At 72.1% G+C, this 26952-nt stretch carries 21 protein-coding genes; 7 read left to right on the top strand and 14 right to left on the bottom strand.

Going from position 1 to position 26952, the window contains the following annotated elements:
- The 7 genes from ABT053_RS25410 to ychF form a co-directional block, all read right to left on the bottom strand.
- Window positions 1–2634: a type IV secretion system protein gene (locus tag ABT053_RS25410; protein WP_350971931.1), complete on the bottom strand. Its 2634-nt coding sequence runs from the start codon at window positions 2632–2634 to the stop codon at window positions 1–3.
- Window positions 2631–5123, bottom strand: a complete 2493-nt coding sequence (locus tag ABT053_RS25405; RefSeq protein WP_350971929.1) for an ATP-binding protein — start codon at window positions 5121–5123, stop codon at window positions 2631–2633. The genes ABT053_RS25410 and ABT053_RS25405 overlap by 4 nt, the downstream gene beginning before the upstream one ends.
- Before the next feature lie 307 nt (window positions 5124–5430).
- Window positions 5431–8277 carry a TcpE family conjugal transfer membrane protein gene (locus tag ABT053_RS25400; protein WP_350971928.1) on the bottom strand — a complete coding sequence of 949 codons (2847 nt, stop codon included), beginning with the start codon at window positions 8275–8277 and terminating at the stop codon, window positions 5431–5433.
- A 47-nt stretch (window positions 8278–8324) separates the two neighbouring features.
- Window positions 8325–8600, bottom strand: a complete 276-nt coding sequence (locus ABT053_RS25395; protein WP_329093688.1) for a hypothetical protein — start codon at window positions 8598–8600, stop codon at window positions 8325–8327.
- A gap of 151 nt (window positions 8601–8751) precedes the next feature.
- Complete coding sequence (locus tag ABT053_RS25390; protein ID WP_350971927.1) at window positions 8752–9600, bottom strand: conjugal transfer protein; 849 nt, start codon at window positions 9598–9600, stop codon at window positions 8752–8754.
- Window positions 9601–10254: 654 nt separating this feature from the next.
- Entirely contained in the window at window positions 10255–10656 is a 402-nt protein-coding gene (locus ABT053_RS25385; protein WP_350971925.1) for an NUDIX domain-containing protein, read from the bottom strand.
- A 120-nt stretch (window positions 10657–10776) separates the two neighbouring features.
- Window positions 10777–11865, bottom strand: a complete 1089-nt coding sequence (ychF, locus tag ABT053_RS25380) for a redox-regulated ATPase YchF (RefSeq protein WP_350971923.1) — start codon at window positions 11863–11865, stop codon at window positions 10777–10779.
- Window positions 11866–12197: 332 nt separating this feature from the next.
- On the opposite strand from ychF, the gene ABT053_RS25375 reads away from it, so the two are divergent.
- Together ABT053_RS25375 and ABT053_RS25370 are read left to right on the top strand one after the other, a co-directional pair.
- The gene (locus ABT053_RS25375) at window positions 12198–13502 is read left to right on the top strand and encodes a DNA recombination protein RmuC (RefSeq protein ID WP_350972167.1); all 1305 of its coding nucleotides are present in this window, start codon (window positions 12198–12200) and stop codon (window positions 13500–13502) included.
- Between the two features lie 138 nt (window positions 13503–13640).
- The gene (locus ABT053_RS25370; protein ID WP_350971921.1) at window positions 13641–14174 is read left to right on the top strand and encodes a DUF6542 domain-containing protein; all 534 of its coding nucleotides are present in this window, start codon (window positions 13641–13643) and stop codon (window positions 14172–14174) included.
- A 245-nt stretch (window positions 14175–14419) separates the two neighbouring features.
- On the opposite strand, the gene ABT053_RS25365 is transcribed toward ABT053_RS25370, so the two are convergent.
- The gene (locus ABT053_RS25365; RefSeq protein WP_350971919.1) at window positions 14420–15388 is read right to left on the bottom strand and encodes a 4-hydroxy-3-methylbut-2-enyl diphosphate reductase; all 969 of its coding nucleotides are present in this window, start codon (window positions 15386–15388) and stop codon (window positions 14420–14422) included.
- A 127-nt stretch (window positions 15389–15515) separates the two neighbouring features.
- Between ABT053_RS25365 and ABT053_RS25360 the strand changes: the two genes are divergently transcribed.
- Both ABT053_RS25360 and xseA read left to right on the top strand, forming a co-directional pair.
- Complete coding sequence (locus ABT053_RS25360) at window positions 15516–17306, top strand: hypothetical protein (RefSeq protein WP_350971917.1); 1791 nt, start codon at window positions 15516–15518, stop codon at window positions 17304–17306.
- Between the two features lie 27 nt (window positions 17307–17333).
- Complete coding sequence (gene xseA / locus ABT053_RS25355; RefSeq protein WP_350971914.1) at window positions 17334–18542, top strand: exodeoxyribonuclease VII large subunit; 1209 nt, start codon at window positions 17334–17336, stop codon at window positions 18540–18542.
- Here xseA and ABT053_RS25350 read toward each other — a convergent pair.
- Window positions 18520–18990 carry a GNAT family N-acetyltransferase gene (locus ABT053_RS25350; protein WP_350971913.1) on the bottom strand — a complete coding sequence of 157 codons (471 nt, stop codon included), beginning with the start codon at window positions 18988–18990 and terminating at the stop codon, window positions 18520–18522. The genes xseA and ABT053_RS25350 overlap by 23 nt on opposite strands.
- Window positions 18991–19137: 147 nt before the next feature.
- On the opposite strand from ABT053_RS25350, the gene ABT053_RS25345 reads away from it, so the two are divergent.
- Window positions 19138–19368: an exodeoxyribonuclease VII small subunit gene (locus tag ABT053_RS25345; RefSeq protein ID WP_350971911.1), complete on the top strand. Its 231-nt coding sequence runs from the start codon at window positions 19138–19140 to the stop codon at window positions 19366–19368.
- A 69-nt stretch (window positions 19369–19437) separates the two neighbouring features.
- On the opposite strand, the gene ABT053_RS25340 is transcribed toward ABT053_RS25345, so the two are convergent.
- Both ABT053_RS25340 and ABT053_RS25335 read right to left on the bottom strand, forming a co-directional pair.
- Entirely contained in the window at window positions 19438–19971 is a 534-nt protein-coding gene (locus tag ABT053_RS25340; protein WP_350971909.1) for a DUF4245 domain-containing protein, read from the bottom strand.
- A 193-nt stretch (window positions 19972–20164) separates the two neighbouring features.
- Window positions 20165–20770: a TetR/AcrR family transcriptional regulator gene (locus tag ABT053_RS25335; protein ID WP_350971907.1), complete on the bottom strand. Its 606-nt coding sequence runs from the start codon at window positions 20768–20770 to the stop codon at window positions 20165–20167.
- A gap of 82 nt (window positions 20771–20852) precedes the next feature.
- On the opposite strand from ABT053_RS25335, the gene glpX reads away from it, so the two are divergent.
- Window positions 20853–21887, top strand: coding sequence for a class II fructose-bisphosphatase (glpX, locus tag ABT053_RS25330; protein ID WP_350971906.1), 1035 nt, complete (start codon window positions 20853–20855; stop codon window positions 21885–21887).
- Window positions 21888–21964: 77 nt separating this feature from the next.
- Here glpX and ABT053_RS25325 read toward each other — a convergent pair whose 3' ends face one another.
- Window positions 21965–22567, bottom strand: a complete 603-nt coding sequence (locus tag ABT053_RS25325) for a DUF1707 SHOCT-like domain-containing protein (RefSeq protein WP_350971905.1) — start codon at window positions 22565–22567, stop codon at window positions 21965–21967.
- Window positions 22568–22887: 320 nt separating this feature from the next.
- Between ABT053_RS25325 and ABT053_RS25320 the strand changes: the two genes are divergently transcribed.
- The gene (locus tag ABT053_RS25320) at window positions 22888–24054 is read left to right on the top strand and encodes an MFS transporter (RefSeq protein WP_350971903.1); all 1167 of its coding nucleotides are present in this window, start codon (window positions 22888–22890) and stop codon (window positions 24052–24054) included.
- Window positions 24055–24221: 167 nt separating this feature from the next.
- Here the strand turns inward: ABT053_RS25320 and iolD are convergent, their stop codons facing one another.
- Window positions 24222–26063, bottom strand: a complete 1842-nt coding sequence (gene iolD / locus ABT053_RS25315; protein ID WP_350971902.1) for a 3D-(3,5/4)-trihydroxycyclohexane-1,2-dione acylhydrolase (decyclizing) — start codon at window positions 26061–26063, stop codon at window positions 24222–24224.
- A gap of 29 nt (window positions 26064–26092) precedes the next feature.
- Window positions 26093–26911 carry a 5-deoxy-glucuronate isomerase gene (gene iolB / locus ABT053_RS25310; protein WP_350971900.1) on the bottom strand — a complete coding sequence of 273 codons (819 nt, stop codon included), beginning with the start codon at window positions 26909–26911 and terminating at the stop codon, window positions 26093–26095.
- Window positions 26912–26952 lie beyond the last annotated feature (41 nt).

Genomic DNA, 26952 nt, shown 5'->3' with positions numbered 1-26952 from the left:
TCAGTCCTTGTCGCGGTTGGACGGGCGCAGCCAGAACGGCGGCGGCTCACCGGCCTCCCCGCCGCGCTCCGCCCGCCTGGTGATCCAGAGCGGGGGCGCCTCGGACGACCTGCCCCCGGAGTCCCGGTTACGAGAGCCGCCGGAGCCCCGCGAGGAGCCGCCGCCGAAGATGCTCCCGCCGGAACCGCCCGAGCCACCGGAGCCGCCGGAGCCGCCGGAACCCGAGGAACCCCGCGAGGACCCGCCGTTACGCGATCCCGAGCCCGAGCCGCCCCGCGAGGAGCCGGAGCCCGAGGAGCCCCGGGAGGAGCCACCGCCGCCGAAGATGCTCGTGCCCGAGCGACCGCCACCGCCGGAGGACCCCGAGGATCCCGAGGACCTGCCCGGAGAGGGCGCCGAGGGCCTGACCGAGGGGGAACCGGACGACCTGCCCGCCGAGGAGGACCCGCCGCCCGAGGAGGACCGGCCCCCCGAGCCGCCCTGCGGGGCCCAGCCGCCGGAACGGCCGCCGAACCAGCCGCCCGAACCACCCGAGCCACCCGAAGCGGAACCGGACCCTCCCGAGCCGCGCCCGGAGGAGCCTCCGGACCTGGTCGGGGGCGCGCCGCCTCCCGTACCGGCTCCGGAGAGGTTGAGCGGCGGCGCCGCGCCGGGGCGGGCCGCCGTGACCGGCCTGCCGGTGCCCCTGCGCCGACCGGTCGCCTGGGAGTCGGTGTCGAGCGGCGCCGGTTGCGCGCCGACCGGGACCCGGCTGCCCGACGGTGTGGTCGGCGTGGCGCCGCCGTCCTCGCCGCGGACCCTGCCCTGGGCGACCGCCGCCGCGGCGGCGCCGACGGAGGCCCCGCCGGCCATCGCGGCCGCCTGCAGCATCGGCTCGGCCTTGCGCATGCCCCACCGGCCCGCCCGCGCCGCCGCGACCGGCGGTAGCACGGACGCGGCCCGCTGCAGGGTCGGCGCGGTCGCCGCGTCGCCGAGCATCCGGGTGGTGAGCGTGTGCCCGTCCATGGACGAGAACAGGTGCTGGAACGGCCGCCGGTAGAAGAACACCGCGATCGTCAGGATCGCCATGAACATGACCTGCATGCCCCACGGCATCGCCGTGGAGATGATCAGGGCATAGCCGTACACGAGCACGCCGAGGACGAGGGCGAGCACGGCCTGTCTGAGCAGGGTGCCGATCAGCATCTCCACCCAGCGCATGGCGATGATCCGCCCGGACCCCGGATGGACGCCGATCAGCAGGAAGACCGGCGCGAGGATCAGCAACAGCAGGAACCCGACCTTGAGGACCAGCAGCGAGACCGCCACCAGGAAGATCAGCAGCCCCGCGACCACCGCGGCCATGAAGGCGCCGATCGCGACCCCCAGGCGGCTCGTCCAGTCCTTGCCCTGGAAAAGGGGGAACATCGGCGTGTTCTGCAGCTTGTCGGCGATCTCCGTCTCGTATCGTGCCTGGTGGGAGTTCGCCTCCGGCATCTGCTCGGCCTTCATCTCGGCCGCGTCGATCGTCTGGATCTCCAGCAGTTTGGCGCCGAACACCTTGATGATGGGGGCGTCGGCGTCGGCCGTGCCGAACTGGCCCATCAGCCACGGCTTGCAGACCAGGGTGGACCAGAGGGCGTCGGAGTTCTGCTCGACGCCGGGCACGCCGCTCTGGCCGTACCCACCGGCCTCGACCTGCGGGTTGGCGTCGCCCTTGGCCGGCAGGCAGGAGGTCCCGCCCGCGCCGGGCAGCCCGGAGAAGGCGGAGTTGACCACCTCGCCGGTCTTGTCGGTGACGACCTTGCCCAGCCCCGTGAGGTCGCCGGGACGGCTGAAGAACCAGACCGCCACGGTGACCGCGAGGACCATCCAGATGACGCCCTCGGCGGTGGTGGTGGCGCGCTTGCGGATCAGCCCGTACCAGGCCAGCCAGATGGCGCCGAGGATCACCAGCGGCCGCAGGTACGGCCAGTACATGGCGTCGGCGAGCCGGACCACCATGTCGTCGACGACGTTCTTGATCGACTCCAGCGGGCCCTCGGTGGCCGCCGCCTGGTAGGTCGTGATGGTCAGCCGGTCGAGCGCCTTCGCCCACAGGAAGACCGTGTTGGCCATCGCGTTGCCCATCACCGCCGCGATGTCGTCGCAGCCGAGCAGGTGGGTGTGCCAGAACTGGCCGCTCATGCCGTACGTCGCGTAGTTGCCCTGGACCGCCGGGGCCTGCGCGGGGGCCTGCGCCGCCGGGGCGCCCGGCTGAGCTCCCGGCTGGGCTCCCGGCTGGGCGGAGTCGGGGAGCGGCGGCTGGATCAGGCCGTCGACGCCTCCGGCGACCATGTCTGGAGACAGGTCGGGTGACATGTCGCAGGGAGCCGCGGCGACGGCCGTGGACGTGTCGTCGGGGAACGCCAGCGGCAGCGCGAGGAAGGCGACCAGCGCCACCAGCCCGATGGCGGCCCGCCTGCCCAGCCGCGCCCTGCGGGAACCCCTCTTACGAGGGCCTCCCGCCTCGCGAGGCCCCTTCGGCTCCTCAAGTCCCTTGAAACCTGCGAAGCCCCTGAGCCCCTTGAAACTCACGAGTCCCTTGAAGCCCTCGAAGCCCTTGAAGGACCGTCTCTCACGAGAGCCCTCAAGCCCCTTGCGGGAGCCTTTCATGACCGCACCTCCAGCGCCGCAGCCCCCGGCCTACCGACTCTGTCGCCCCCAGGAAGATCATGCACTTTCTCGTCGGGTTTGTCGTGGGTCGGATTCGTGTCCAGCCAGCGCAGCAGCTCGTCCGAGATCAGGTCCACCCCGATACGGCCCGCGCGACCGTCCAGATCCCGGAAGACGCATTCGCCGTTGCCGAGCGAGCGCAGCACCGCCTTGTGCTCCTCCGACGGCTCGACCCCGAGCAGGGCCATCACGTGCTCCACCTCGACCCGTTCCGTGGAGCGGAACGCGAAGACCGACGACAGGCAGTTGGTCACCTGCTCGCTCAGCAGGTCCCCGGCGTTCTGCGAGACCAGGACCAGCGCCGTGTTGCGGGAGCGGCCCATCCGGCTCACCTCGGGCACCAGCTTCGCGCCCTCGGGGGTGGAGGTGATCGCCCACGCCTCGTCCAGGAAGATCGCCTTCGGCGTCCGCCGGTCCAGGCCGTTCATCAGACCCCGCGCGAACTGCGCGACGAGGTAGAGCAGCGCCACCGACAGCCTCTGCTCGTACGAGTAGTCGTCGCGGCCGGTGGAGGCGTCGGGCAGCGTGAGGCCGCCCAGGGTGAAGACCGTGGTCCAGCCCTCGGTGTCGATCTGGTCGCCGCCCGACGGGTCGAAGCAGAGCCTGGCCAGATGCATGTCCGACATGGAGCGGAGCACCGCGCCCAGGTTCTTGGAGGCGGCGTCCTCGGTCCGCTCCAGGTAGTCGACGACCTTGCCCAGCGACGGGTCCTCGGCGTTGGACACCGCCGCGACCGCCTGGATCATCGCCGACTCGCGTTCCTCCGACATGCGAGGCAGCAGCAGCCGCAGGGTCTCGGTGGCCATCGTCTTCTTCGCCGCGAGGTCGTCGCCGAACGAGAACGGGTCCAGCAGGCCGGGGGCCGCCGAGCCCAGCGGGATGATCCGTGCCTTCCTGCCCCGCTTGCGCAGCAGCTGCACCAGCGAGTCGGCGTCGCCCTTGGGGTCGATGACCGCGACCGTCACCCCGCGCAGCGCCATCTGGTAGATCATCAGCAGCGCCAGCGTGGTCTTGCCGCCGCCGGGCTCGCCGGTGATGGCGATGGCCGTCGGCCGGTTGCGCGTCGCCGCCACCAGCGGGTCGAAGTGCACAATGCTCCGGGCCCGGCCCAGGGTCTCCCCGACGTACGGGCCCATCCAGCCCGAGGCGCTCTCGTCGACCCGGTCGCCCAGGTCGACGGTGGCGGTGGCCATGCCGCCCGCGATGGTGCGCAGCGGCTGCCGCTGCGCGTAGGCGTTGACCCGGACCCGCTCCCCCGGCAGCGTCTCGCAGAACAGCGAGAACTGGTCGCCGGTGGAGTTGACGATGTCGATGCCCATGTCGCGGTAGTGCTCCACGACCGCCTCGACCCGCTGCACGCAGATCTCCTCGGTCGGGGCCGACACGATGAGGCGGTGCCAGCCGTACACGAACGGCAGGCGCTCCTTGGTGATGCCGTGCTCCAGCATCCGGGCCGCGTCGATCTGCTCGGCGAGGGCGAGCGGCGCCTCCGCGCCCGCCTCGCGGATGTGGATGTCCATGTCGCGGGCGTGGGCGAGCTTGCGCGCCACGTCCTTGCTCGCCTTGATCGGCGGGATCAGCCGCATCCTCGAACTGATCTCCACGGGGAAGGGCAGCTGGTCGGCGAAGTGCATCCAGGGCTCGCCGTCGGGGAAGGGCATGAGGTCGGGGAAGCGGGCGAAGGACATGTGCGCCACGTAGGAGTCGCCCTGCGGCTGCTCGATGCGCAGCAGCGCCCTGCCGTTGTGGATCTGCCCCTCGACGAGGGACTCGATCTCCCCCTGCCCCCACCGGCGCTTGGGGCTCGCCGAGGCCGGGGGGTCGCCGAGGGAGCCGGTCGTGGCGTGCTGGAAGAGCCAGGCGAGCTCGACGGAGGTGGCGTGCCTGGCGTACAGCGCGCTGGCGGACAGCGCCCTGCCCAGCCGCTCCGCCTGCTCGGACCACTTGGCGATCTCCGCCTTGGGGACGTGGTCGTCCTCGATGCCCAGGGCCTTCTCGCTGCGCTGGTAGAAGCCGAAGAGCTGCGAGAGGACCCCGGTGCCCAGCTGCCGCCCGCGCGTGCCGAGCCGTACGCCGAGGTAGACCTCCTTGGTCCAGAAGTCCTTGGCCCAGACGTGGCGGTACATGTCCTCCAGGTAGTCGCGCCAGCCCGGCCCCTCGTCGGAGGTGGAGTTCAGGGCCATCGCCCACTCGGCGGCGGGGTAGGTGCGGTGCGCGACGCGGAGGTGGACCTCGGCGTCGGGCATGCGGATGGCGGCCAGCGCGATCGTGATGTTGGTGGCCAGCGCCTCCCGCTCCTCGGGAGTGATGAACTCGTAGCTCACGGTGGGAAGCCTGAAGTAGGCCCAGACCGACGAGTCGGTCAGCAGGATCCGATCGTCGAAGTATCGGACGGCCAGGCGGCTGCGCGTCCGGGAGGCGCGGCTCACAGCCCCTCCCCCGCCGCTCGCGCGGTTTCGTGACCCCTGTGGTCTGCGCGACCCTCGTGGCCTCCGGACCCCTCGCCGGCCCGGATCCCACGACGTCCACCCGCCCGGACCTCGCCGATCCTCTCGAAACAACCCGCATCGACCCGGTCCGGCCCGCTCGTACGGACCTCGTACGACCCGCTCGTACGGATTTCGTACGGCCCGTTCACCCACGCCCGGTCCAACCCGCTCACCCGGACGCCGGCCTGCCCGCTCACCACCTGCACCTCGTCTCGCCCGCTCACCACATCTCCTCGCGCCCGGGGGATCACTGGGCTAGTTCCTCCTCGCTGGGTCGACCCGCCTGAACCGTTCCGAAGCCCGCCACGACGACACCGGCCAGGGCGAGGTACGCCCGGCGGCCCGGTGCCCTCAGGTGGGACGGTTCCACCCGATCGGCCCTGCCGGGAGCGAGGGCGTCCTCCCAGGGGACCCGGACGATCGCCCGGCACCTGCCCCGCGCGACCGCCTCCGCCTGCTCCACGTCGGCCATGCTGCGGCGGCTCACCCCGTTGACGACCATGACCGCCCGGTGGCGCAGGTCGGCGCAGCCGTGCCCGTCGAGCCACTCGTAGGTCATGGCCACCGCGTCCGGCCCGTCCTCGCTGGCCGGGACGACGAGGACGAGCTGGTCGGCGTAGGGGAGGACCCGCGCGGCCAGGGCCGCCGCCGGGTCCACGACGATCGTCTTGTAGTGCCGGTCGAGCATGTCCATCGTCTGGCCGAGCCGCCGGTCGGAGAAGAGCGTGCGGTCGGACAGGCGCTGCTCGGCACCGGCGTCGCTGTCTCCGGCGAGGACCTCCAGCCCCGAGGCGCAGCGGCTGGTGTAGGCGCGCATGCCGAGGTATCCCTGGACGTTGTCGAGCCCGGAGAGCAGGGAGCTCAGTGTCTCGGGCGACTCGCCCTGGATCCGGCTGGACAGGGCGTGCGAGCCGGTGCTGGCGTCGACCGCGAGAATCCGGTCCTCCCGGTAACGGGCGAGGGTGTGGCCGAGCATGAGCGCGGTCGTGGTCTGCCCGGCGCCGCCGGTGCATCCCAGGACCACCACCCGGCGGCTGCCGCTGAACACCGCCCTGGCCCGCGCCTCGTCGATCTCCGAGCCGTCCGTACGGCCACCGCCGCCGGGTCCGATCACCACCTGGGCGAGCCGTCGCCAGCCGCCCGAGGAGTCACGGCCGACCACCGACTCCACCCGGCGTACCCTGGTCTCGGCCTCACCGCGCGAGGGACCGGTCACCGGTACGGCGGGGGTGACCGGATCCGCCGTGGCCGATCCCGACGGGACCGCGCGGATCGACATGCCGCTTCCCTGGACTCCGGGTGCCGAGGGGGCGCCGGGCCCTCCCCGCTCGCCCGCGTTCCTCTCCGGCGGCCACGCCTGCGACGTGCCGGCCGAACGCCCGATCGGCGCGGGCTGCCCCTTGCGGTGCTGGCGCCGCGCGCTCTCCTCGTCGTGTTCGTCCTGCCGTGGGAGCTCGTCCTGCCGTGGGAGCCCGGCCGCCTCCGCTGTGCGGCGCCCGATCGGCGCCGGTCCGACGAACCTCGGCACGAAGGACGGCACGTCCGGGGCCGCAGGCTTTTGGGCGGGGTCGGGCACGACGGCCGGCCGCTCGGCGGGCGCCTCCACCCAGGGTGCTTCCACCCGGGGCCGCTCCACCCGGGGCGGCTCGGGAACCGAGGGCGGCGGCACGGCCGGTGCCTCCGGCCGCTGCCTGGCGGGAGCCTTCGGGGCGGGGGCGGCGGTCTCGGAAGACTCAGAAGACGCGGAAGACTCAGAAGACGCGGGAGCCTCGGAAGACGCTGCGGGCGCGATCACCGTGGGGGGCGCCACCGGCACGGACGGCACGATCGGCACGGACGGCACGGACGGCACGGACGGCACGGACGGCACGGACGGCACGTGAGGCACGGTCGACGCGGGAGACACGGACGGCACGTGAGGCACGGCCGGTGCCGGGGGCGTGTCCGCCACGGCCGGGGCGGTGGCGGCGCGCTGGGCCTCGGCGGAGGCCGCGAGCCTGCGCAGGCGCCGCAGCGCCTCGGTGCCGATGGGAGCGCCCGGGGCCGCAGGGGCCGCGGTCGCGCCGGACGCGGCCGGAGCCTCGTCGCTCGAATCGCCCGCGTGCCCCTCGGCGGCGGATCCGGCCGCCGGAGCGTGGTCCTCCCGCTCCTCGAACCGTCCGGCGGAGCGCTCGACGGAGCGCTCGACGGAGGGTCGCGAGCCCGTGCCCACGACCGGCGTACCGGACACGGATCCGGCGGGCGCGGCGGGCTCGAAGGCGGAGGCGGGTTCGGAGGCGGCGAGCTCGGAGGCGGCCACCGGCTCGGCGGGATCGGCGGCCGGGGTCGCGGCGGGCACCGAGAAGGACGACACGACGGGCCGGGGCGCGCGCGGCGCGGAAGGCACGGAGGACGGAGAGGTCGCGGAAGACACAGAGGGCGCGGGGGGCATCGGGAGAACGGCGGGAACGACGGGAACGATGACCGAGGGCCTCTCGACGGCCCGGGGAGCCTCGACGGCCCGAGACGCCTCGACGGCCGAGGCCTGGCCGAGAGCCGGGGCGGCGCCCTGGCGGGGCGCGTGGACCTCGGCCCAGGCGACGCGCTCGCGGGCCACCGGAGCAGTGGCGGCGGCCGCCGCGGCGGCGGCCACGGCGGGACGCACCTCGCGCGAACGGGCGGCGGCGCGCTTGGACTGGGCGTGCCTGGCCTTGCGCGACGCCTTGACCTTCACGGTCGCGCGCTGCGGCGCGGCCCGCCAGATCCGGCCGTTCAGCGTGACCTCGGCGGGCTCGGAGAGGGGGGCCATCCGGCACCAGGTGCGCGGCTCCCCCACGTAGCGGACCTGCGACTGGAGCAGCTCGGTGAGCCTCTTGCTCTCGATCACCGGCCGGGTGGAGAGCCAGGTGACGACACCGGGCGGCACCAGGTAGAGGACGTGCCAGGGGGCGGCGAAGGGCAGGCCGAGAAGATAGAGCAGCAGCGACCACGGGGCCAGCACTCCCACGAACCCACCGATCCAGACGATCGGGAGCGGCATCGGCAGCCGTAGGTCGTACAGCTTGTAGAGCCGCTTCTCGATCCTCCAGATATTGGTGTACGTGGGCAGATCCACGTGATCCTCCTCTCCGCCTCTCCTTGTTTGACCGTTCGAAGCCGGTCTCAACCCCCCGAGATGCCCAGCGCGCCCGCGATCGCCTTGGCAGTCACCTCGATGATGTTCGGAACGTAGAAGATCACTCCGATGGCGATCGCCAGGATGATGAACTGGACGAATCGCGTGATCTCACGGGTGAAGAGGAAGAAGAGGGCCACCACCGAGACGATGACCAGGAAGAGCGGTGCGAAGAAGCTGCGGAGGAAGTCAGCGAGGCCCTCGGTGTTGACACCCGCCGGAGGAGCCGTGGGCTGAGCGAGCTCTATCGCGCTCAGCAACATTGTCTTGAGAATCACTTCTTGTCCTCCGTACTCACGATCGTGCCCGCCGGGTGGGGACGGGCCCGCGGCGCGTAGGCGCGGGAACCCGGACCGGCGACTCATCGATCAAGGGGGGTCTGCTCACCGTGGACCGGCACCATTCGATCATGCGCTACCCCGCCACAGATCGGTATGCGCCGCGGATGTCCTTGACGAACCACTTATCGCCCTGTTTGACCATGGTGAGCAAGTAGGACTGTTCCAGCTTGCCTCCTGTTTGGCCGGGGTCGGCGGGCTCCGGCTCGTCGGACGGGGGCGCCTTCGACGGCACACCCCACGTGACCGTCGCGGTCACCTCGCGGGCGGTCCCCCCCGCGACGGGGACGGCGAGGTCCTTGAGCTGCAGGAAGGTGAACGCGCCGCCGAACCCCTGCAGCGTGACTCCGGCGTCGGCATACTGCTGCAGCGCGGTGGTGTCGCCCGCGTACGCCCTGAAGAAGTCCTCCAGCGTGGTGCGCAGCTCCTGCTCGGCGGCGCGGTCGCGCTCGGGCGCGGCCTTGGGCGGCAGGTCGGCCGCCCTCGGCGCGGGCAGGATGGCCGGACGCCCGGCGACGACGAACCTCTTCGAGGCCCGGTCGTGGTAGACGGGCACCGAAAGGAGCTGGCGGCGGTTCTCCGACTGGTAGGCGACGGTGACGACGGCGTTGTCGGTGTCGACGACCTCGATCCCGTACGGTTGCACCGCTCCAGCGACCATGTTGCCGAAACCGTCCCAGCCGAACTGCGCCTCGGCGCCCTCGGGCAGGTAGGGGGCGAGTCTCGACTCCCGCTCCGCGAGGCGGGCGCCGTCGAAGTTCAGATAGACCCCGGCGAACTGGGCCGCGAAGGCGGAGGCCTGGACCCTGGGGAAGCCGTCGTCCGGCGCGGCCACCGCGCCCGAGGGGGTGTTCTGCTGGGTGAAGCGCTCGAAGGGCGCGCGGACCCCGTTCACCACGATGACGATGATCAGCGCCCAGAGCACGGCACGGCCGGTCCAGATCAGCCAGCGACCGCCTCCACCGGACCAGCGTCCGCGTGACCCGCCCCGGCCGCGCGCCGGAGCGCGATCGAGATCGGAATCGTCGGGAAAGTCCGGGTATGCCGACAGCTCAGGGTCGCCAGCGATCCGGGGATCACGCTGGACCGTCGACCTTCGAGCCATCACGCCTCCGCTCGCGTCAATCCTTGACCGGCACGGGGTCGTATCGCCGCCGATCCCATTGGCCATGGTGACGCACTTACTCTAGCCGCCCAGCCGATTCTTCCAGGAAAGCCACGCCTATGCTGCAGGCATCGCGATGACTGAGCAAACCGGGTCTGGATCGCCGACGAGGCCGCCGATGCCGCCGATGACCCGCGAAAAGCGCATTACCCCTGGCCAGCGCGTGGGCTGATTACTCAAACGCCACCCATTGCTAACTGGACGGCCCCCGGACTGTCGCGACCTGCGCATTTAACACTAAATACGTCACCCAGGGTGACAACCCCTTGAAATGGACTTTCTTCCCCCGGCCAGACTGAGCCCCGCCAGGGGTCCCGCCCACCGTGACGTGGGCGGCGAGCCGGAACCACGGGTGGCCGTCCCACTACCCCAGGAGTCCAGCGAGACATCCGGTCCTGGAACGCAGTCCGGTGTTCAGCCGAGGAACGGCTGGTCGAGAGCCTCGTCCAGAGCGTGGCCGATGCGCAACCGCTGTGTGGGGTGCATGTCGAGCGCATCAAGCTCCGCGGGAGACACCCACCGCACTTCGCTCGCCTCGTCCGTGGCGTGAGCGGTACCGGACACCGGCCGGGCTCGCGGGCAGACGTTGAACCGCCGGCGAACCTCGCCGTCGCTGTAGGCGATCACGTGCCGCGGATCACTGTGGATGCCGACCAGGCCGATGATCTCCACGGTCACACCGGTCTCCTCGCGGACTTCGCGGGTCACGGCGTCGGCGATGCTCTCGCCCAGATCCATCACTCCGCCGGGCAGCGCCCACAGCCCGCCGTCGCGTCGGCGGTGCGGAGGAACGCGGCCCGAGTCGTCGATCACCACCGCCGAACCACCGGGCGCGACGGAGTTCGGCGCGGGGACGCCGTCCCGGTGAGCCGTTCGGATCGGCGGGGGTGCCGCCATCCTCGACCTGGCGGGAAGGCCCCGCTCGTGGTCGGCGCGCTAGACGTTGAAGCGGAACTCCACCACGTCGCCGTCGCGCATGACGTAGTCCTTGCCCTCGATGCGGGCCTTGCCCGCCTGGCGGGCGGAGGCGATGGAGCCGGCCTCCACGAGCTCGTCGAAGGAGACGATCTCGGCCTTGATGAAGCCGCGCTGGAAGTCGGTGTGGATGACCCCGGCCGCCTCGGGGGCGGTGGCGCCCTTGCGGATCGTCCAGGCCCTGGTCTCCTTGGGACCGGCGGTCAGGTAGGTCTGCAGCCCCAGGGTCTCGAAGCCCACCCTGGCCAGCTGGGTCAGGCCCGACTCCTCCTGGCCGACGGACTGCAGGAGCTCCAGCGCCTCGGCGTCGTCGAGCTCGACGAGCTCCGACTCGATCTTCGCGTCGAGGAAGACGGCCTCGGCCGGTGCGACGAGCGCCGAGAGCTTGGCCCGGAGGTCGGCGTCCACCAGCTCGTCGGCGTCGAGGTTGAAGACGTACAGGAACGGCTTCGCCGTGAGCAGGTGCAGCTCGCGCAGGTCCTTCGGGTCGATGCCCGCGCCCTTGGCCCCGGCGTACAGGGTGGTGCCGCCGTCGAGGAGCTTGAACGCCGCCTCCGCCGCGTCGAGCGCGGCCTTGCGGTCCTTGTTGGTCCTGGACTCCTTCTGCAGGCGGGGGATCGCCTTCTCCAGCGTCTGCAGGTCGGCGAGGATCAGCTCGGTGTTGATCGTCTCGATGTCGCGCCCGGGGGCGACGCCGCCGTCCACGTGGGTCACGTCGGGGTCGTCGAAGACCCGGATGACCTGGCAGATCGCGTCGGTGTCACGGATGTTGGCGAGGAACTGGTTGCCTCGCCCCTGTCCCTCCGAGGCGCCGCGGACCAGACCGGCGATGTCGACGAACTCGACCTTCGCCGGCAGGATCTTGGCGGATCCGAAGATCTCGGCCAGCTTCTCAAGACGCGGGTCGGGAACGCCGACGATGCCCACGTTGGGCTCGATGGTGGCGAACGGGTAGTTCGCCGCCAGGGCGTTGGCGGTCTTCGTCAGCGCGTTGAAAAGCGTTGACTTGCCGACGTTGGGCAATCCGACGATGCCGATGCTCAGGCTCACGTGAGCCGAGTTTACGCGGAATGACCCACTGCTACCCGCCACGGTCAGGTCACAGGTACGAGTCGCGCGGTGCGAACGGGGCCGGTTCCGGTCCGGGAGCGTGCCCGTTCCGGGAGCGGGCCGGCTCCAGGGGCGCCGGTTCCGGGAGCGTGACCGCCTCGAGGAGCGTCGGTTCCGGGAGCGTGATCGCCTCGAAAAGCGTGGGCTTCGGGAGCGTGATCGCCTCGAAAAGCGTGGGCTTCGGGAGCGTGACCGCTTCGAGGAGCGGGGCTTCGGGAGCGTGTCGGCGCGCCAGGAGTGGACGGGCCTGGGATCATGCCGGGGTGGATGTCATGGCGCTCTCCTTCCAGCTCGCGGTGGGCCTCGCCGCGGGACTCGCGATCGGGTTCCTGCTGGGCCGGGCGCGCGCCTCCTCGGGAGCCGCCGACGTCGTCGCGCGCCTGGCCGACGCCGAGGCCCGCGCGAAGATCGCCGAGGAGAAGGTCGTCTACATCGAGGGACAGCTCTCCGAACGGTTCCAGGCCCTGTCCAGCCGGGCCCTCGACGTCAACAACCTGCGGTTCCTGGAGCTGGCGGAGACGAGGCTCGCCGCCAACCGGGCCGAGGCGGCCGGTGAGCTGGAGCAGCGCAAGCAGGCCGTCGAGCACCTGATCGAGCCGCTCAAGGACACCCTGGCCCGCGTCGAGACGCAGCTGCGCGACACCCAGACGGGCCAGCGGGCCGCCCACGCCGAGCTGGCCAAGCACATCGACGTCGTCCGCGAGAGCAACGAGCAGCTCCGCGCCCAGACGAGCTCGCTGGTACGAGCCCTGCAGCGGCCCGAGGCCAGGGGCCGTTGGGGGGAGCTCCAGCTCCGCAGGGTCGCCGAGATCGCCGGGATGCAGCGGTTCTGCGACTTCGACGAGCAGGTGAGCGTCACCACGCCGGACGGTGTCCTGCGTCCCGACATGATCGTGCGGCTGGCCGGCGGCAAGAACATCGTGGTCGACTCCAAGGTGTCGCTGTCCGCCTACCTGGAGGCCGCCGAGTCGGCCGACCCCGACCACCAGTCGGTCCGGCTCGACGCCCACGCCCGGCACGTACGCGACCACGTCGACCGGCTCGCCTCCAAGCCCTACTGGCAGGCGTTCAGCCCGGCGCCGGAGTTCATGGTGCTGTTCATCCCCGGCGAGGCGTTCCTCGCCCCGGCGCTGGAACGCGACCCCGCCCTGCTGGAGTACGCCATGCGCCGCCGGGTCCACATCGCCACCCCCACCACGCTGATCACCATGCTCCGCACCGCGCAGTACGCCTGGCAGCAGGCCGCGCTCGGCGAGAACGCGCGGGCGATCTTCGAGGTCGGCAAGGAGCTGTACGAGCGGCTGAGCAGCATGGGGCGCAACGTCGACGCCCTGGGACGCTCGCTGAGCCGGGCCGTGGAGTCGTACAACAGGACGGTCGGCTCGCTGGAGACCCGGGTGCTGGTGAGCGCCCGCAAGCTGAACGATCTGGGGCTGGTCGAGACCGACCTGGAGACCCCGCAGGCGGTCGAGGACCTGCCCCGCGCCCTGACCTCGCCGGAACTACTCGGGCAAGAGGAGCCAAGCTCACCTCTCGTATCCCGCTTGAACGGTAGGTTGGCCAACGACCTGCCCTAGAAACTGTTCCCTGAAGGCTCCGACGGCCGGACACTGGAAGCGGCGCGGTCGACGACGCGGGGGTCCCGCGAGGCATGGGTCGAGGGGGCGAGTGGTGAACGAGCGAGGCGGCGTGCAGCCGGCCGGCGGGGTGATCGCATGAGTGAGCTTGACCGGGCCGCGGGCATCCGGCTGACCGTCCGGGGCGCGCTGGCCTTCGTACTGGCGTCCACGCTGGCAGGCAGCGTGCTGCAGGCGCTGCTGGGAGTGGCGGCGCTGACCGGGGCGGCGTTCGTGGCCGGTTGCGTGGCCGCCGCGGCGCTCGTGAACCGCCGGGACCTGCTGTCGCTGGTGGTGTCCCCGCCCCTGGTCTTCTTCGTGACCACCACGTTCATCGAGGCGGTCCGCTCCCTGTTCGCGGCCACCCCCGTCCAGGCCTTCGGCCTGGGCATGTACACGGCGCTGTCGCAGGGAGCCCCGTGGCTGTTCGGCGGCTCGTTCCTGGTGCTGGTCATCGCCTGGCGCCGTGGCCTGACCCGCTGCGTCCGCGAGCTGCGCGAGGAGCTCAGGGCGACCAAGGCCTCGGTCCCCCGCCCGAGGAGCGGAGGCGACGGCGACGGCACCGCCTTCGCCCCCGAGCCGGAGGGATACTTCGAGCCCAAGGTGTACGGCACCCCGCGCGAGGGCCAGTAGCGGCCGGATCTCACCTGTGACGGGATCCCCGGGCCCACGGATGGGTTCTCGAGGGGGATCCGCTGGGGGAGGCGTCTGATGACGGGTGATGACGGGGTCCCTCGGGTGAGGGTCTCCCGAGGGAGGCACCTGACGACGGGTGTCCCTCGGGTAGGGGTCTCCCGAGAGGGCGCCTGATGACGAGGTCCCTCAGGGGAGGGGACCTTCCGAGGGAGGCGCCCGGTCTCGGGGCGGCGTGGCCGGGCTCAGACCGTGGCGCGCAGGTCCTTGCGCAGCTCGTGCGGGAGCGCGAAGCGCACGCTCTCGTGGACGGACTCGATCTCCTCGACGTCCCCGAAGCCGTTGCGCGCCAGGCGGGCCAGGACCTCGGCGACGAGCTCCTCGGGCACAGAGGCGCCACTCGTCACGCCGACCGTGGTGACGCCGTCGAACCAGGCGTCGTCGATGAGCGAGGCGTCGTCGACCAGGTAGGAGGCGTCGGCCCCGTGGTCGAGGGCGACCTCGACCAGCCGCTTGGAGTTGGAGGAGTTCTCCGAGCCGACGACGATGACCAGCTGGGCCTGCGCGGCGATCTCCTTGACCGCGACCTGGCGGTTCTGGGTGGCGTAGCAGATGTCGTCGCTCGGGGGGTCGATCAGATTGGGGAAGCGTTCCTTGAGCCGGGTGACCGTCTCGGTCGTCTCGTCCACCGACAGCGTGGTCTGCGACAACCAGACCAGCCGCTCGGGATCCTTGACCCGCACGGTGTCGACCGAGTGCAGGCCGTCGACGAGCTGGACGTGGTCGGGCGCCTCGCCCGCGGTGCCCTCGACCTCCTCGTGGCCCTCGTGGCCGATGAGGAGGATGTCGTAGTCCTGGGAGGCGAAGCGCTTGGCCTCGTTGTGCACCTTGGTCACCAGGGGGCAGGTGGCGTCGATCGTCCTGAGACCGCGCAGGGCGGCCTCCTGGTGGACCGCCGGGGAGACCCCGTGGGCGGAGAAGACGACGATGGCGCCCTCGGGCACCTCCTCGGTCTCCTCGACGAAGATCGCCCCGCGTTGCTCCAGCGTCTTGACCACATGGGTGTTGTGGACGATCTGCTTACGGACGTAGATCGGGGCGCCGTACTGCTCCAGCGCCTTCTCCACGGCCTGGACCGCGCGATCGACCCCGGCGCAGTAACCACGGGGCTTCGCCACTAGTACGCGTCGGGTCGCGGGGGTGTCTGAGGTCATGCTCTTATGCTACGTGGACACGTCCGCGAGACAGCCCATACGTCCCACGAGCTCATGCGGCACAAGTCTTGCCACACTAGCCTTCTCGATACAGACCTCCCAGGGAGACGATATGTCAGTCCCCGACATGATTCGCAATGTCACACAAAAGGCAAAAGACCTGCCGCTGCACATGTTGCAGAGCGCGCTGAGCGGGGTCGGCCAGGCTCTGCTCCTCGGCGACCGCGTCCGGACCAGGTTCAGGGGCGGCTCCGGCCAGGGCGAGGCCGACACGCCCTTCGGGAAGGCCGGCGACACGCCCGCGGAGACCGGTGAGAAGGCCACGGACCAGGCGGGGCAGCCCACCCGCCGCGAGCCCGTCATCTTCGCGCCGCGCCCGGAGAAGGCCGCGAGCAGGCCCGCCGCCGAGAGCAACGGGACCAAGACCACTCCCGACCCTGTCATCTTCAGCCCCACCAAGCCCGACACCGCGACGCCCTCCACTCCCGAGGTGAAGGCTCCCGAGGCCAGCGCCGAGGCTGTCGACGCCCCGGCCGCCACCGCCGGAAGCACCGAGGCGCCCGCCGCTCCGGAGTCCGAGACCACCACGGCGAAGCCCGCCGAGACCAAGGCCGAGGCCGTCGCCGCTGAGACCTCCACCACCGCGAAGGCTCCCGCCGACGTGGAAGCTCCCACCGCCTCGGAGGCTGAGGCGGGGACGGGGGCGAAGGCCGTGAAGGCTTCCGGCGCCGTGGAGACCGAAACCCCGGCCGTCGCGGAGGCCCCGGCCGACACGAAGGCGAAGGCCACGCAGGCCCCTTCCACCCCGAAGACGGAGACCGAGAAGGCCCCGGCCACCGCCGAAGCCGCCGAAGCCGTCGAAGCCAAGGTCACGGAAGCCAAGGTCGCGGAGGCCCCGGCCGCCGAACCCACTGACTCCACGAAGGCCACCGAGGCCCCGGAGGTCAAGGAGACCGAGGAGGCCGTCAAGGAGGCCGCGGAGGCCACTGCTCCCGAGGTCAAGACCCCCGCCAGGAAGCCCAGGGCCACCCGCGCCAAGGCTCCCGCCGCGAAGCCGGAGGCGGCGAAGCCCGAGGCCACCGAGGCCCAGGCCGCCGAGTCTCAGACCGCGGAGTCCCAGGCCGCAGAGGCGGGCGCGGTCGCCGAGGCCCCCGCCAAGAAGCCCAGGGCCACCCGGGCCAAGGCCCCGGCCGCCGGGAAGGCCCCGGCCGCCGGGACCGCCACACCCGAGACCTCCACGCCCGAGACCGTGGCCTCCGAGACCGTGGCCTCCGAAGCCACGGGTTCCAAGACGGTGAAGTCCAGGGCCGCGAAGTCCAAGACCGCGGAGTCCGAGACCACCACGCCCGAGACCACCGCGTCCAAGACCACCACCTCCGAAGCCGCCGCGTCCGAGACCGCCAAGCCCGCTCCGAAGCCCAGGGCGACCAGGACCCGTAAGACCACCAAGGCCGCCACCACGGAGAACGTGACCGAAAGCGCGGCCGGGAGCGAGGAGGGCGGCGCCCTGACGAGCGCCGCGGCGAACGGCACGGCGAACGCCCCCGTGGAGGCCGTGCTGGAGACCCCCTCCGCGGTGAAGGTCGAGGTGACGAAGATCGAGACCGCGAAGCCCGAGGGCTCGGACGCCGCGGTGGTCGAGGTGACGGAGACCAGGGCCGCGGCTCCCGAGGCGGCCGGGCTCTCCGAGGTGACGGCCGCCACGGCGACCGGCGCCTCCTCGGGGACGGCCTCCGCGCTCACCGAGCCGCTGCCCGGTTACGCGGACCTGACGGTCGCGTCCCTGCGGGCGCGGATGCGGGGCAGGACGGCCGGGCAGATCCTGGAGCTGATCACCTACGAGCGGGCCACCGGCAACCGCGAGGCCGTCGTGCGGATGTACGAGAACCGCCTGGCCAAGCTGGAGGCCGCGGAATAGTCACGCCCGGCGCGTAGGCTCCCGGCCATGAGCTCGAAGACCACCCCTGAGCAGCCCCTCCCGGTCCGCACGGTGTTGCAGATGGTCGGCGGCTGGATCGGCAAGCTCGGCACCGTCTGGGTCGAGGGGCAGATCACCGAGCTGACCGCCCGCGGCGGCACGGTGTTCCTCACCCTGCGCGACCCGGTGGCCAACGTGTCGGCGCGGGTCACCTGCCCGCGCGGCGTGTACGAGGCGACCCTCCCCAGGCCGGTCGACGGCGCCAGGATCGTGGCCCATCTGAAGCCCGACTTCTGGGTCAACAAGGGCTCCTTCGCGTTCACCGCGCTGGAACTGCGGCCCGTCGGGGTCGGCGAGCTGCTGGCGCGGCTGGAACGGCTGCGCCAGTTGCTCGCGTCCGAGGGGCTCTTCGGTGTCGACAGGAAGCGGCGGCTGCCGTTCCTGCCGGGCACGGTCGGGCTGATCTGCGGTCGCGACTCGGCCGCCGAGCGCGACGTGCTGGAGAACTCGCGGCGCCGCTGGCCCGCCGTGCGGTTCAAGGTCGAGCCGGTGGCCGTGCAGGGGCCGTACGCGGTCGGCGAGGTCACCGAGGCGCTGCGCAAGTTCGACGCGGACGGCGAGGTCGACGTCATCGTGGTCGCGCGAGGCGGCGGGTCGATGGAGGACCTGCTGCCCTTCTCCGACGAGGCCCTCGTCCGGGCGGTCGCGGCGTGCCGCACACCCGTGGTCAGCGCGATCGGCCACGAGCAGGACAACCCGCTGCTCGACCTCGTCGCCGACGTGCGCGCGTCCACGCCGACGGACGCGGCGAAGAAGGTGGTCCCGGACGTCGGCGAGCAGATGACGCTGATCCGCCAGCTCCGCGACCGGGGCCGCAGGGTGGCGGGCGGCTGGCTCGACCGCGAGACGGCCTGGCTGGCGGCGGCCCGCTCCCGGCCCTCCCTCGCCGACCCGGTGCGCGAGGTCGAGCGCAGGGCCGAGCAGGCCGAGCAGCTCAGGGACCGGGCGAGACGCTCCCTCACCGCCTCCCTGGACCGCGCCCAGGATTCGCTGGAGCACCTGCGCGCCCGCCTGGTCTCGCTGTCCCCGGCCGCCACGCTGGAGCGCGGCTACGCGATCGTGCAGCGCCCCTCGGGCGATGTCGTACGCCTCGCGAGCGAGGTCTCCCCCGGCGACGAGCTGACGGTGCGCTTCCCCGACGACCGGGTGACGGTCAGGAGCGAGGCCGCCACGTGAGCGAGGGATAGCCGTCGTCGACGAAGCCGAGCTGCCGGTAGAGGGGCTCGGCGTCGGAGGTGGCGTGCAGGTCGACCCTGCGGACCCCGCTGTCGCGGTACCAGTCCAGGAGGGCGCCCATGATGGCCCGGCCGTGTCCCCGGCGCCGGTGGAGGGGGTCGGTGGCCATGCCCTGGACGTAGCCGTAGCGGCCATCGGGAAGGCTGGGCCCGGGGAAGCGGTCGAAGATGAGGCCGATCCCGCACGCCGCCAGCCCCCGCCCGGGGGCGTCCACCACGTAGACGGCCGTGTCGGAGCTGCCCAGCCGCTCCTCCAGGCTCTCCGCGTAGGCCCCCTGCCACTCCTCCTCGACCGGATAGCTGCCGTCCTGGGCCATCCGGTCGGCCAGGACCTCACGGAGACGCACCAGCTCGGGGATGTCCTCCGGGGTCGCGTCGCGAACGCTCATCCGAGCATCCTCCCAGCCCCGCGCCACGGTGGAGCGACCGGGGAGGCACCCGCGGATCACCTCCGGCCGGGACGCGGACGGTACGGCGAGGCGCCGGGTGGATGTCACGGGCCGAAGATCCCCGGGGCACGTTCTAAGGTGGGGTGCGTGGCCGATGAGAAGACACCGTCGTACGAGCAGGCGCGCGAGGAGCTGACCGAGGTGGTCCGCAGTCTTGAGGCGGGCGGGCTCACCCTGGAACAGTCGATCGAGCTCTGGGAGCGCGGCGAGAGGCTGGCCGCGGTCTGCGAGGAGTGGCTCCAGGGGGCCAGGGTGAAGCTCGCGGCGGCCATGGCGCAGCGGCGGCAGCCCGACCCGGCCGGAGACGCCCCCTTCTGAACGATCCGGCGGCGGCCCGGCAGCCTGAACGGTCCGGCAGCGGCCTGGCAGCGGCCCGGCCGGCGGACCTCAGGAGGTGACCTTCGGCTGCTGCTTGAGGGATCCGGCCAGGGCCGACAGCTCGTCCCACGGGGCGGTGCCGGTGACGACGATCGTGACGTCCGGCAGGAACCGTACGAGGGAGCGCTGGTCCTTGTCCTCGCGGAGGCGCTGCTCCCATGTCACGCCGTCGATCTGGACGGTGCCGGTGACCGTGGAGGTGTTGGAGAGCCGGTTGGCGAACCCGGCCGCGGGCTTCTCGTTGCTCTGGGCGAGCATCGCGTGGAAGCGCTTGGCCGTGGCGAAACCGAGCCGCCAGGTCGTGACGCCGTTGGTGTTCGTGTTCCGGGAGCTGTTCGGGACCCATCCGGCGGCGACGGGCTCGGGGGCCCACACCTGGAAGGGCGCCGTACGGCGCAGGTCGGCCAGGGCGATCGAGTAGTCGACCCTGGGGATGTGCTCGGTCCTGCTCTGCGGCGTGACCAGCAGAAATAGGCCGACGGCGCCCAGACAGACCGCCATCGCGAACACGTAGCCGTAGAAGCCCTGAGTGAACTTTTGCACGACTGCCGACACTATCCGTTCGGGAGGGCGGTCCGGCCTCAGGGGCCGCGGATCCGGGCGATCCTCAGAGGTGGCGGATCCGAGCGGTCCTCGGAAACCGTGGATCCGGGCGCTCCTCGGAGGTGGCGGATCCGAGCGGTCCTCGGAGACCGTGGATCCGGGCGATCCTCGGAGGTGACGGATCCGGGCGATTTCAGGGGCGGCGGATCTGGGCGATGATGGTGAGCACGTCCTCGGCCAGGGCCCGGGAGGCGTCCTCGTCGTCGGACAGGGCGACCTCGGAGACCGCGGCGGCGAGCGCGCCGGTGAGGACCACGACCAGCGCCCCCTCGTCGCCCTCGAACAGGGCCGCGTTGCGGTTGGCCCACTGCCGGAGCCGGTCGCGCATGATCAGCTCGAACCCGGGCGGCCCGTCTCCGCGCAGGAACAGCGCGGAGATCTCCCGTTCGGCGAGGCAGCCCTCCAGGTAGGCGCGGGCCCCCGCGATGAACAGCCGCATCGGGTCGCTCTCGCCGTCGGCCCGGGAATCCTGGACCGCCTGCTTGGTCCGCTGGGTCTGACGGGTCTGGAACTCCTCGAACAGGGTGAGGTAGAGGTCGGCCTTGCCGGAGAAGTGGTGGTAAAGACTTCCGACACTCGCTCCCGCGCGGGCGACCACGTCGGTGACCCCGGTCTCGGCGAAACCGCTCGTGACGAAGATCTCCCTCGCGGCGGACAGGAGCGCGACGCGCGTGGCGGCACCCCGCTCGGAGGTCCGCGCACCCACGCCTTTCACCAGTCGTTCCGTGTCGCTGCTCATGGTGGGCACATTATCCTCCGCCGACCGGTCAGAGGGGTGCCAACTACGATCGTTGCATTAACCACGAGAGGGGTTTCCCACCATGTCCGATGAGACGTCCGTTCCCGACGCCCTCGCCGCGGGAGAGCACGCACCCGATCGCAACCTCGCCATGGAGCTGGTCAGGGTCACGGAGGCGGCCGCGATGGCCGGTGCCCGCTGGGTCGGGCGAGGTGACAAGAACGGTGCCGACGGCGCCGCGGTCAACGCCATGCGCCAGCTGATCAACACGGTGTCCATGAGCGGCGTGGTGGTGATCGGCGAGGGTGAGAAGGACAACGCGCCGATGCTCTACAACGGCGAGCACGTGGGCGACGGCAGCGGCGCGGCGTGCGACGTGGCCGTGGACCCGATCGACGGCACCCGGCTCACCGCGCTCGGCATGCCCAACGGCATCTCGGTGATCGCGGTCAGCGAGCGCGGCTCGATGTACGACCCGTCGGCCGTCTTCTACATGGACAAGCTGGTCACCGGCCCCGAGGCCGCCTCCTCGGTGGACATCAACGCCCCGGTGGCCGACAACATCGCCGCGGTGGCCCGCGCCAAGGGCGGCGAGCCCTCGGACGTGACCGTGGTCGTCCTCGACCGCCCCCGCCACGAGAAGATCATCCGGGAGATCCGGGACACCGGCGCCCGGATCAGGCTCATCACCGACGGCGACGTGGCCGGTGCGATCATGGCGGCCCGGGTGGGTACGGGCGTCGACCTGATGCTCGGCGTCGGCGGCACCCCGGAGGGCATCATCGCCGCGTGCGCGCTCAAGTGCCTGGGCGGCGTCATCCAGGGCAGGCTCTGGCCGCAGGACGACGCCGAGCGCCGCCGGGCACTGGACGCGGGCCTCGACCTCGACGCCACGCTGAGCACCGACGACCTGGTCAGGTCCGACGACGTGTTCTTCGCGGCCACCGGGATCACCGACGGCGAGCTGATGCAGGGCGTCCGCTACCGCGCGGGGAGGGCCATCACCAACTCCCTGGTCATGCGCGGCCGTTCCGGGACGATACGGAAGATCGAGAGCGAGCATCAGCTCTGGAAGCTCCGGGCCTACAGCGCGATCAACTTCGACAGCGCCAGCTGAGGACCGCGGGCCGTCAGCTGGGGACTGCGGGGCCGGCCGCTGAGGACCGGGGGCCGGCCGCTGACCCGGAGACGGCGTCAGCGGCGGAACCAGGAGCGGCGCGGGCGCTTGGGGGACTTGGCGACGATGCTCCCGAACGTGACGACGCCGGTGATCTCGATGACCGGCCCGTCGGGCGAGGCCGGGACCTGGTTCCTCTTCCCGCCCATGAACGCCGAGGCGGGCATCTCGATCCGCACGCCCTCGGGGACGATCAGGGTGAGGGTGCCGCCCATCACGGTGACGTGCAGGGTCACGTGGCTGGACTGGAGCAGCGCGTCACGCAGGTCGAGCTTGACGTTGGCGCAGATCGCGGTGGCCGTGAACCGGGTCGGCACGACCCAGCGGCCCGAACGCTCCTCGGAATTGAAGAACGCCGCCACCGGGCGGACGTCGGTGCGGAGCGGCTGCGCCTCGGGCGGCAGCAGGTCGGCGGTGAGCGCGGAGAGCTCTCCCAGCGTGCGGGCGCGGTAGAGGGCCTCGACGCGCTCGTCGTGCTCCTCGTGGTCGAGGCGCCCGTCGGCGAGCGCGTCGCCCAGCACGGCGGCCACCCTCTCGCGGTCGGTGTCCCCGGCCCTCAGGTCGGCGGGACGTGGCTCGGGGGCGTGGCGGCGGACGGCTGGGGAACGGGGACTCTCCACCCTTCGACCATAATCCCTGCCGGGGCTCCGTCAGCGGCACGGGAGCAACGGCATGTCCCGGAGGTCCGGACCCCACGTCGCGACGCGACAGCCACGGCACGTCCCCGAGGTTCGAACCCCCGGCGGCGGCACGAGAGCGTAGGCACGTCCCGGAGGTCCGGGCCCGCGGCACCGTGAGCCAGTCCCGCCCCGCCTCGCCCCACCTCGCCCCGCCGCTGGCCGTGCCGGTGGAACCGGCGGGTGACCGGCCATTGACCCGTGAGTAACCCGCCCATAACCTGGCGGAACTTGAATCTCCCTCATGTTCCCCGGAGGTCGTCATGCCGACCCCACGTGACCGGCAGGCGCGCGTGGCGACCTGGGCGGCCTTCTTCGTCCAGGGCCTCTGCTTCGCCACCCTGCTCACCCATGTGGTCGACCTCCAGCACAGGTTCGGGCTCAGCGACGGCGACCTCACCCTGGTCCTGCTGCTCGTACCGGTGATCGCCGGGGTCGGCAGCGCGGTCGCGGGTCTCCTGGCGAGCCGGTACGGCAGCGCCCCGGTCCTGCGGATCTCCCAGGTCGGCGTCTGCACCGCGGTGATCCTGTCGGGCTGGAACGACCAGCTCGCCGGCCTGTACGCGCTCAGCGCCGTGTTCGGCCTCTTCGTCGGCGCGGTGGACGCGGCGATGAACATGCAGGCGGTCGCGGTCGAACGCCGGTACGGCATGAGCGTGCTGACCGGCTTCCACGCCGTGTGGAGCGTCGGCTCGATGCTGGGGGCCGGGTTCAACTCCGTCTTCAGCGAGCTCGGCGTGGAGCTTCGCTGGTCCTTCTCCGTCCCGGTGCTGATCGGCGCGACGATCTCGGTGACCATGCTTCCCCGCCTCTACGGGCGGGAGGAGGAGAGGTCCGCCGAACAGGCCGCGCACGTGGCGGCCCGGGTGCCGTGGCGGCCGATCATCCCGCTCTGCCTGGCGATGGCTTTCCTGTACGTCGGCGACGCGGCGGTCTCCAACTACAGCACCGTCTACATGGAGAAGGCGCTGGCGGCGAGCGGCTGGCTGGTGCCGTTCGCCTACTTCGTCTACCAGGCGACCATGCTCCTGGCCCGGGTCCCCGGCGACCTCGCCGTCCGCAGGTACGGCCCGGCGCCGGTGGTCCGGGCGGGCGCGGTGATCGCGGCCGTGGGGACGCTGGGGGTCGTCGTCGCGCCCGGGATCGCGGTGGCCGTCGTGTCGTTCGGCCTGATCGGCATCGGCCTGTCCGTCATCGCCCCGCAGTCGTTCTCGGCCGCGGGCCGGCTGGGCGCCGGGGCCGAGACCGCGATCGCGCGGGTCAACCTGTTCAACTACGTCGGCTTCCTCGTCGGCGCCGCCGTGGTCGGGACGCTCAACGACACGGTGGACATCCGGGTGGCGTTCGTGCCCGCCGTCGTCCTGGTGGCCCTGATCGTGTTCCTCGCCAGGGGCTTCCAGCCGGACCCGGAACCCGCCGCGAAGCCGTAGCCCCGGGAGAACCTCACAGACACTCGCGGGCGCTGGCGCGCGAGGACCTCACAGGCACCCGCGGCCACAACCGCACGAGAACCTCAAAGGCACCCACGGCCACAACCGCACAAGGACCTCAAAGGTACCCACGGCCACAATCGCGCGAGGACCGCACAGGGAGGACCTCACAGGTAGGTGCGCTGGTCCCGTTTGGCCTGTTCGTAGGCGGCGCGGGCCCGGCGGGCCTCCGGCAGCCCCGACACCTCCGCCACCGGGACGTCCCACCAGGCCGTGGTCCGGGGACCGGGACCCGGGACCGTCTCGACGTACACGACGGTGGTGCCGACGGCCTCCCTCGCCTTGGTGAGCGCGACCCGCAGGGACTCGGGGCCGTCGGCGCGGATCACGTCGGCGCCCAGGCTGGCCGCGTTGGCGGCCAGGTCGACCGGGAGGAGGGCGCCGTCCAGCGCGCCCCCGGCCCCGCGCATCCGGTAGGCGGTGCCCAGGCGTCCCGCGCCGACCGCCTCCGACAGGCCGCCGATGGAGGCGAAGCCGCGGTTGTCGACCAGCACCACGACGAGTTTGAGGCCCTCCTGCACGGCGGTGGCGATCTCCTGGGCCATCATCAGGTAGGACCCGTCGCCGACCAGCACGAACACCTCGCGCTCCGGCGCGGCCAGCTTCACCCCGAGCCCTCCGGCGATCTCGTAGCCCATGCAGGAGTAGCCGTACTCGACGTGGTAGGACTTCGGGTCGCTCGCCCGCCACAGCTTGTGCAGGTCGCCGGGCATCGACCCGGCCGCGTTGACCACCACGTCCGAGGGCCGGGCCACCTCGTTGACCATGCCGAGCACCACCGGCTGGGTGAGCGCGTCCCCGGTCGTCAGCAGGGAGACCTGCTCCTGCCACTCGTGGGTCAGGCGCGTCGCCCTCGCGGTCCAGCCGGGGTCGGCGCTCCAGTCGCCGAGGTCCAGGGCGCGCAGCGCCTCGCGGGCGTCGGCGACGAGCGTCTCGCCGGAGTGCTTGGCGGCGTCGAAGGCCGCGACGTTGACGTTGAGGAACGCGGCCTCGCCGAAGAGCGTGCGGGAGGCGGTGGTGAAGTCGGTGTAGCGGGTGCCGACCCCGATGACCAGGTCGGCGTCGCGGGCCAGGTCGTTGGCGGCGGCGGTGCCGGTGTGCCCGATCGCGCCGACCGCGCAGGGGTGGTCGTACGGCAGCGTCCCCTTGCCCGCCTGGGTCTCCCCCACCGGGACGCCGTGGTCGGCGGCGAACGCGGCCAGCGTCTCCCACGCCTCGCTGTAGACCACCCCGCCCCCCGCCACGATCAGCGGCCGCCGCGACCGCCTCACCAGCGCCGCCGCCCGCGCCAGCGCGGCGGGCTCGGGGACGGGACGCGCCACGTGCCACACCCGGCGGGCGAACAGCTCCTCCGGCCAGTCGTACGCCTCCGCCTGCACGTCCTGCGGCAGCGCCAGGGTGACCGCGCCCGTCTCGGCCGGGTCGGCGAGCACGCGCATCGCGGCGGGGAGGGCCGCGAGGAGCTGCTCGGGCCGGTTGATCCTGTCGAAGAACCGGGAGACGGGGCGCAGCGCGTCGTTGACGGTCACGTCGGGGAAGCGGGGGTCCTCCAGCTGCTGCAGGACCGGGTCGGCGGCGCGGGTGGCGAAGACGTCGCCGGGCAGCAGCAGCACCGGGATCCGGTTGATCGTGGCCAGCGCCGCCCCGGTGACCATGTTGGTGGCGCCGGGGCCGATCGAGGAGGTGCAGGCGAGGGTGGACAGCCGGTTTCGGGCCCGCGCGTAGCCGACGGCGGTGTGCACCATGGCCTGCTCGTTGCGCGCCAGGTAGTACGGGAGGTCGCCGTCCGTGCCCGCGCCCCGCTCGGCGAGGGCCTGCCCGATCCCGGCGACGTTGCCGTGGCCGAAGATGCCCAGGCATCCGGCCACCAGCCGGTGTTCGACGCCGTCGCGCTCCGACCACTGGTTCGCGAGGAACCGCAGGAGCGCCTGTGCCACGGTGAGTCTCATCGCAACTCCTCACAGGGCCCGACAGGGCCCTACAGGGCCTTCGTCATCGGGAGCCTCGGGTCGATCTGCTGCTGTGCCCACGAGGAGCGGATCCAGGCGTGCCGGGGGTCGTCGCAGAAGGCCATCGACCGTTCGGGCGCGGGCCCGGCCAGCACGTTCAGGTAATAGAGGTCGTAGCCGGGGGCCGCCATCGACGGGCCGTGGTAGCCGTGCGGGACGAGCACCACGTCGCCCCCCGAGACCTCGGCCAGGGTGTCGTGGGTGCCGTACACCCGCTGGTAGCCGGGGCCGCCCTCGAAGTAGTAGATCTCCTCCAGCACGGCCTCGTGCTCGGAGGCCGTGTCGTGCTTGTGCGGCGGGTACGACGACCAGTTGCCGCCGGGGGTGAGCACCTCCACCGCGACGAGTTTGTCGCAGTCGAAGGCGCCGGGGGCGCAGAAGTTGTTGACCTGGCGGCTCGCCGAGCCTGTCCCGCGCACCTCGACGGGGACGGCCTCGGCGGGGCCGTACCGCACGGGGAGGCGCCTGGTCGCGCGGGCGGCGGGGAGGGCGAAGCGGCCCTCGCCGGTGATCCGCGCGGTCGCGCCGACGGGCAGGTACGCGAAGTCGGTGACCGCGTGGAAGACCGAGGTCCTGCCGTCCAGCGCGAGCCGCTCCCCGTCGCACTCGACCACGCACTCGCCCGACAGCGGCAGGACCAGCATCTCCTCGTCGCCGGTGCCGAACTCCACGCCCTCACCGGACAGGCAGAGCACGCGGAGTCCGGCGTACGTCCACCCGGCCGCCTCCGGGGTGATCGACAGCGCCCACGGCGCCCGCGCGGTGCTTCCCGCGGGGATGAAGGTCATGACCGCTCCTTCCCTGCGCCGCCACCCCGGCCCGCCGGTCT

It is taken from the genome of Streptosporangium sp. NPDC002524, from assembly GCF_040295985.1.
GTDB lineage: Bacteria > Actinomycetota > Actinomycetes > Streptosporangiales > Streptosporangiaceae > Streptosporangium.
Note: the sequence above shows the minus strand (reverse complement) of the source record. Positions and strands in the feature narration are given on the sequence as shown.